Source organism: uncultured Thiodictyon sp. (genome assembly GCA_903837595.1).
Lineage (GTDB): Bacteria > Pseudomonadota > Gammaproteobacteria > Chromatiales > Chromatiaceae > Thiodictyon.
Genome location: CAILVI010000132.1, coordinates 1 through 4,252 on the forward strand (window position 1 = coordinate 1; position 4,252 = coordinate 4,252).

The following is a 4,252-nucleotide window of genomic DNA, read 5'->3' on the forward strand; positions in this document are numbered from 1 at the left end:
CCAGCCGAATAACTGCCGGCCGCGTACCGTGGGGATGCGTAGCGCTTCAAAGGCGAGGCCGTAATCTGCCGGCGATCCGGTTTCCCGAATGCGGGGCGCACGAAAACCAAGATGTACACTCGCTGGAATCAAGGCGATGATAGTCACGATTAAGATACTAAAGGTGGTAAGCATGTTCTAAAATGGCTCGCTCTAGGAGCCTCAACCGGCTATCCTGGTTCATCAATCCACCGAACCTCACTGACTATAGAGATTAGACATGAAATACATTAACGCTCGTTTCACAGTTGGAGTGCTCGCCGTTGCCCTGTCTGGCGTGGCGCTGGCTGCTGATGTGAAACCCGCGGACCAGATCAAGATCCGCCAGGCCGGTTACAGCTTCATGAGCTGGAACATGGGCAAGATCAAGGCCAGCCTGGAGGGGAGCTTTGATGCAAAACAGGTTACCGCGTCCGCCAACGTCATTGCAGCGATTGCGAACTCCGGCATGGGCGCGCTCTATGGCCCGGGCACTGACAAAGACATCGGTGACGTACATACCAATGTCAAGCCGGAGTTTTTCGAGAAAATGCCGGAGGTCGGTAAGCTTGCCGGTAACTTTGTCGCGGCGGCTGATAATCTGGCCAAGGTTGCTGCGACCGGCGATGCGGTTGCGGTGAAAGCTGCCTTTGGTGATGTGGGTAAGAGTTGCAAGGCGTGTCACGATCAGTTCCGCGCCAAGGATTGAGTTTGGTCCCGGGTTGGCCTGGCGAGCCGCCCATTCGGGCGGCTTGATGTCACCAAGTGGGTGACGGTGCGATCGGCGGCAGGGGCGGCAAGAGTCCGCCGGCAGCAATCCATATCGCCAGGGTCGCCATCGCCAGCGCAGTGATCAGCGCCAGCCACCCGCCCCCAGTTGCGTCCCGTGCCCCCGGCGCCTTGACCTGCTTGATCCCGGTCACCATCGGTGTGATCAAATCGTCTTTGTGGACATGCGTATGGAAGAGTACGGCCGCGACATGCAGGGTGATCAGTGTCCCGATGACCCAAATGGCCTGGTGGTGTAAGCCAGTCAACCAGTCGCTCGTGCGCTTCGTGACCAAATCCTGCAGCGGGCCGCTGAACGCGATGTCATCGTTGGCAAATAGACCGCTGAGGGTTTGCAGCAACAAGATGCCGAGCAGCACCAGGACGGACAGTGCGCCAAGCGGATTGTGACCAATCCCCTGCCAGCCGCCGCGGAGATAGTTGAGCAGGGTCCGGGGGCCGGGAACGAACTGACTGAAACGGGCATAGGTAGAGCCGACCAAGCCCCACACCAGTCGGAACGTCAGGAGTCCGAGAATAAGCAGTCCCAGGCGACCATGCCAAACCATCCAGTTCCCGCCCGACAGTCCGGTCAGAAAGGCGGCGGCGACCAAGGCTGCCAGCAGCCAATGAAACAGGCGGGTCGGCAAATCCCATAAATGAATAGAGTGTTGCTGCATCTTGTTATCAGTCAAAGCGGATGGGTTATTAGGGGGCGCCCCGGTTGGGGCGACAGTCGACCGGAAAAGCCGTGGCGCTGTGGGCTAATGACCAGGTACGCAAATGGCCTGCCGCCAGACGGCGATGCTGGTTCGTACCAGCAGAAACGCGACGATCATGGTCAGCAAGGTCAAGAGGCCCAGTCCCAGATAGCGGTAGAAATCGGCGCCGGTACGTTCGAACATCACCAGGCTTGCGATGCTGATCGCTGCCAGCGGGAATGAATAGGCCCACCAAGAAAGGAAGAACCGCAGCTTAAGGAAGCGACCTGCCTGGGTGAACAGCAAGAGGGTCATGAAGAGCCCACCGTAGTAGAGCACCCGGGCGAACGGATCGAGCACTGGGACCAGGTGGCTGTAGGCAATGAAGCCGACCGCCGGCGGGGCGATCAGGATGAACAGGGTCGGCATCAGACGTTCATCAATGGGGTCGTGGAACAGGACCCGGTAGAGGATGATGGTCATCAACATCACCCAGAATAGCATGCCCACGCTGAAGAAGAACCACGAGACCTCGACGTAGCCCAGTGGCACCCCGACGACCGGCACCATCACATTGCCAACCGCGGGAATGAACCAGGCCGGATTCATGTGCTGGATCTTAAAATGCTCGTGGTGCATCCAGACATTCACCACATAGAGCGTGAAGGCTAGGTGCAAGCTGGCCCCCGCCAGCCACAGCCCGCGGGTCAGATTCGGGGCCAGGGGCTGGAAGGCAATACTGAGCAACAGCGGGGTGATGGAGATGGTTGGAAAAAAGTTAAGCTTGACCGGATGGCGCAATTCGGCCAGGACCGCCTGGCGGCAAAATGCAATTTTGATCCCGTAGATCAAGGCCAGCAAGATAAAAAGCAGGGTTGTGGCGCCGATCAGCCAGGGGGTGATCTTCAGGTCCAGGCCCAGGATATGCTGGGCCTTCTCCCAGCCGATGGTCAGACCCGCCATCCCCATCACCATCGCGAAAAAAGAGATGGGAAAGTTCTCGAGCCGCGAACTGGTGACGATGGGAACGTTCATAAGTGGCGTCTGGGCACGCCGCTCAGTGCATCGTGACGAGCGGTACAGCGAGCAGCAATAGACTCAACGCGGTGGAGGTAGCAAGCACCGGCAGCCAGAGCCAGAGGTGCCTGAGATGGGACTGGGCGGAGTGCAGTTGGTATAGGGTCGAAGCGTTACAGTACATAGACAAATTCCGATGGCAACAGGCCGCTGTGACCGGCCGTGGGTCGGATTTTGGCGACGGGTCAGAGCGGTTCTGGGAAGGATTGCCTGGGAGTCTACAATGTCGCCGAATCCGGGGCATTGATAGAAGTCGTAGTCAGACACTCGGAAATTGGCGGACACCAGTGGGCGTGACACTGCTTCTGGAACCTGGTCTTGGGGGCCTGGCGTGAAAACCGCTCTTACTCGATTAAGGGCCAATGGTTCTGGCCACCCGGAAGCCGATGCCGTCGTGACGCAGATCGGTGAGACCCCGGAGGCGGAAGGCTGAGCGCAAGAAATGCGGATCGCTGTCCCAGGAACCGCCGCGCAGCCCCCGCTGCTGACTGGCTGAGCACGAATCGCTCCACACCGAACCGTCCGGGGGGGCGTTGGCATAACTCTCGTGCCAACAGTCTTGCACCCATTCCCAGACATTGCCGTGCAAATCGAAGAGCCCCCAGGGATTGGCAGGATAGCTTCCCACCGGCTGAGTCTGGCCGACCGACACCCCGGTCTTGGCACCGCAGTCGGGATAGTCGGCGCCGTCGCTGTAGTTGGCCTGGCCGGGCGCGATGCAGTCACCGGTGTTGAATGTGGTCGTGGTCCCGGCGCGGGCGGCGTATTCCCATTCCGCCTCGCTCGGCAGGCGGTAGTGCCGGCCGGTCTCGGTGTTGAGCCAGGCCAGGTAGTGCTGGATATCATCCCAGGAGACGTTGATCACCGGCCGGTTGCCTCGACCCCAGCCCTCATCGGCCGGAGCATACGCGCAGCCGCCCATGGCGACACACGCGTCCCACTGCGCGAAGGTGACCTCCGTCGTGCCGATCTCAAAGGCGGCTAGGTCGAGCGTGCGCAAGGGCTTTTCGTTGTCGTGGCACACCGGGTCGCCCGCCAGGCACCCCATCCGTAAGTGCCCGGCGGGTAAGGAAACCGTCTCGGGCACCGGCACATTGCGCAACAGGTCTGGCTCGCTGGCGCCGGCGGGGTAAGTGGAGAGGGTGGCGAACAGGATCGCTCCAACAGCGGTCAGCGAGCGTATGCCGAAGGGGCTCAGCATCTTTCGCAGCACCGGCAACCAGCGCCTGAGATGGCACGGATGCGGTTGCTGTAGGCGCAAGGAGATGTACAGCATGGATAAACTCCGGTGGGAACAGATCGCGACAACCGGGCTGCTCGGCGGCTGGGGCGGCGGGTCGGGGCGACTCTGGGCAGGGTTGCAGGGGAGTCTACGGTGTCGCCGTGACGGGAGCATTGATAAAAATCGCAGTCAGGTTCTCGGATATTGGCCGCAGCCAGTGTGCGCAACCAAGTCTGGTCGTCGAGAGCGGTCGCCAAAGCGTCATACACCCAGCGCTGCGGGACATCGTCGCTGAGTCACCAAAAACACTTGATGGCTACACGGTAAGCAGGTTGAGGTATTCGCCCGATAACCGTTCTGGCGCTATCCTGTCTGAGCCCAGGTTTGCCGCGCATACGTTGCAGGTCGGCGCCGCGTGAGCTAGCGGAGCGCTGGCCAAGGGGCCGACCGGTCCGCGGCGGTTCAG

5 protein-coding genes are annotated in these 4,252 nt (G+C 60.6%); 1 reads left to right on the forward strand and 4 read right to left on the reverse strand.

Translation table 11 applies throughout. The features are described from left to right. Positions 1–259: 259 nt before the first annotated feature. Entirely contained in the window at positions 260–727 is a 468-nt protein-coding gene (locus QZY44_RS06980) for a cytochrome c (RefSeq protein WP_295444165.1), read from the forward strand. A 49-nt stretch (positions 728–776) separates the two neighbouring features. On the opposite strand, the gene QZY44_RS06985 is transcribed toward QZY44_RS06980, so the two are convergent. The 4 genes from QZY44_RS06985 to QZY44_RS07000 form a co-directional block, all read right to left on the reverse strand. Beyond that, a complete protein-coding gene (locus QZY44_RS06985; protein WP_295444168.1) occupies positions 777–1,466 on the reverse strand; it encodes a cytochrome b/b6 domain-containing protein in 690 nt (229 codons plus the stop codon). 84 nt (positions 1,467–1,550) lie between these two features. Then, positions 1,551–2,522 (reverse strand): SLAC1 anion channel family protein, encoded by a 972-nt coding sequence (locus QZY44_RS06990; RefSeq protein ID WP_295444171.1) that lies wholly within the window; start codon positions 2,520–2,522, stop codon positions 1,551–1,553. Positions 2,523–2,544: 22 nt separating this feature from the next. Beyond that, the gene (locus QZY44_RS06995) at positions 2,545–2,688 is read right to left on the reverse strand and encodes a hypothetical protein (protein WP_295444173.1); all 144 of its coding nucleotides are present in this window, start codon (positions 2,686–2,688) and stop codon (positions 2,545–2,547) included. A gap of 228 nt (positions 2,689–2,916) precedes the next feature. Further along, complete coding sequence (locus tag QZY44_RS07000; protein WP_295444176.1) at positions 2,917–3,840, reverse strand: formylglycine-generating enzyme family protein; 924 nt, start codon at positions 3,838–3,840, stop codon at positions 2,917–2,919. Between the last annotated feature and the right edge of the window lie 412 nt (positions 3,841–4,252).